A 1,932-nucleotide genomic window follows, 5' to 3' on the forward strand; every position below is an offset into this window, starting at 1 on the left:
TAGTGAGAACCAAGACCACAAAGCCCCGGACCCAGCTCGTGAGTGCCTCCACTCCAATACCTCCCCATGCGCAGGTCTCACCTGGTCCAGTCCCACGCCGGACCCGCCCAGCCCTCCTACCTCCCCATGACCACCACTCCGCCCAACCCGACTACGAGCGCTATGGATATGAAGAACATCAACCCGACCGTGGCCACGGATACGCACAGGGCGGAGAGAGCGTCTGCCATCTCTGACAGGCAATCAGATATCCGAGAGTCTCCCAGCGGCTGAACCAGGGCCGCCCCGATCCTGAACATGAACATGATTACGGCCATCTTGATCACAGGGAAAAGGCAGACCACACCCAAGGTGACCAGGCCGAAAAGGCCGATCACCCCCTTGAGCACCAGGGAGGACGTGGCCACCAGGTCTATGGCATCTCCGAATATCTTTCCGACTACTGGGACGAAGCTTCCTGAGAGGAACTTGACGGCTTTGGCGGACGCCGCATCCGACACGGACGCGAGCCCTCCTCTCATGCCGGTGACCGCCACGAACACTGTCGCCAGAAGGCCCAGAACAAGGAGGGCCCACGACCGAAGCAGCCCAGCGAGCTTCGAGACGTGGCCCCGTCCCGTAACATTCCCCGCAAGGGCGAGGGCGGCGGACAGGAGTATCAGAGGGATTATGGTGCTCTGCACCACGGTCCCCACGGTCGCAGTGGCCGCCATGATCGCCGGGCTGACTATGGCTGCCGTGCCCACGCCGCCGGAAGCAGCCACGAGTCCAGTCAGAGCAGGGATGATGGCATACATGAACGACATCATCTGGTCCACTGCTCCGAGACCGATCCCGGACGCGATACGGAAGCTGTTGACACCGATGATCACCATGACCATGTAGCATACCGCCCAGCCCGCCATGGCCGGCCCTTCCTCCCCGAACCCCGCGCCCAGAGTAGTGAGGACGGCGGCCGCCACTGCCACCAGAATCAGCTCACCCAGAAGCCTCAGATTCGCCCTGACCTCACGGACGAAGAAGCCCGCAGCACCGCGGGCGATGGAGTCCACATCCAGAATGCCGGCACCGTTATTTGACATAATCTCTCTTATGTCAAGCCGCGGGAGGTACTCCGCTGTATCGCGGTCCACACCCTCCACGAACCTCTCCAGTTCCTCCGTGTTCACGATCGATAGGGTGTCGTCGAGGACCCCCATGAGTGGATCGGGATACGCCTCTCCAGAAGCATTCACCGGAAACAGCGCCACGGCGAGGCAAGTCGCGAAAGCCATGGCCGCCGTCAGCCCGGCACGCGTTCTGCGTAGGCGCATCATGACGGCAGCACCCTCAGGATTACGTCCAGGAGGGCAAACATAAGGGGCATCGACATGACGAGTATCAGCACTTTTCCAGCCATCTCAACCTTGGCGGCCAACGCGCCCTCACCTGCGTCCCGGCATACTTGCGCACCGAATCCTGCCAGGTAGGCGACACCCATGACTCTCAGGACTGTGTTGATGTAGACTCCACTTATCCCTGCCTTGGCGGAGATGTCCGATAACACCGAAACAAACCCTTCCAGCCTCGTGGCAATTACAAGGAACAGGGCGGTCCCGAGGGCTATGGACAGGAGAACGGCCATCTCCGAGCGTGTTCCCCGGAGAAGGGTCAGAAGGAGGACACCCATGAGTGCGAACCCGACTACTCTCAGGATTTCCATCTGCCTGCACCTCACCAGAGCCGGAACACTGCGCGGACACTTGTGAAGAGTTCGTCGATGTACTGTACCAGCATGAGAAAGACTAGCACGATACCAGCGGTCGTGGCGAGAAGGGCGTACTCCTCTTTGCCTTGCTGCTTGAGGATGGTGTGCAAGACTGACGCGAGTATCCCAACACCTGCGATTCTGAGTATTAGATCTAGGCCCATTCCAAGGCCCTCCTTAGGCTT

The 1,932-nt window shown here is 60.3% G+C and carries 3 protein-coding genes; all 3 read right to left on the reverse strand.

Annotated features, from left to right (window positions below):
* Positions 1 to 116: 116 nt before the first annotated feature.
* From spoIIIAE to spoIIIAC, 3 genes are read right to left on the reverse strand one after another with little or no spacing between them, the layout of a single operon-like run.
* Positions 117 to 1,316, reverse strand: a complete 1,200-nt coding sequence (spoIIIAE, locus tag NUW23_13175; GenBank protein MCR4427111.1) for a stage III sporulation protein AE — start codon at positions 1,314 to 1,316, stop codon at positions 117 to 119.
* Positions 1,313 to 1,702 (reverse strand): stage III sporulation protein AD, encoded by a 390-nt coding sequence (gene spoIIIAD, locus NUW23_13180; GenBank protein ID MCR4427112.1) that lies wholly within the window; start codon positions 1,700 to 1,702, stop codon positions 1,313 to 1,315. Before spoIIIAD ends, spoIIIAE begins: the two co-directional genes overlap by 4 nt.
* Before the next feature lie 11 nt (positions 1,703 to 1,713).
* Positions 1,714 to 1,911, reverse strand: coding sequence for a stage III sporulation protein AC (spoIIIAC, locus tag NUW23_13185; GenBank protein ID MCR4427113.1), 198 nt, complete (start codon positions 1,909 to 1,911; stop codon positions 1,714 to 1,716).
* Positions 1,912 to 1,932 lie beyond the last annotated feature (21 nt).

The organism is Bacillota bacterium (assembly GCA_024655925.1).
In the GTDB taxonomy this organism is placed as follows: domain Bacteria; phylum Bacillota; class DTU025; order DTU025; family JANLFS01; genus JANLFS01.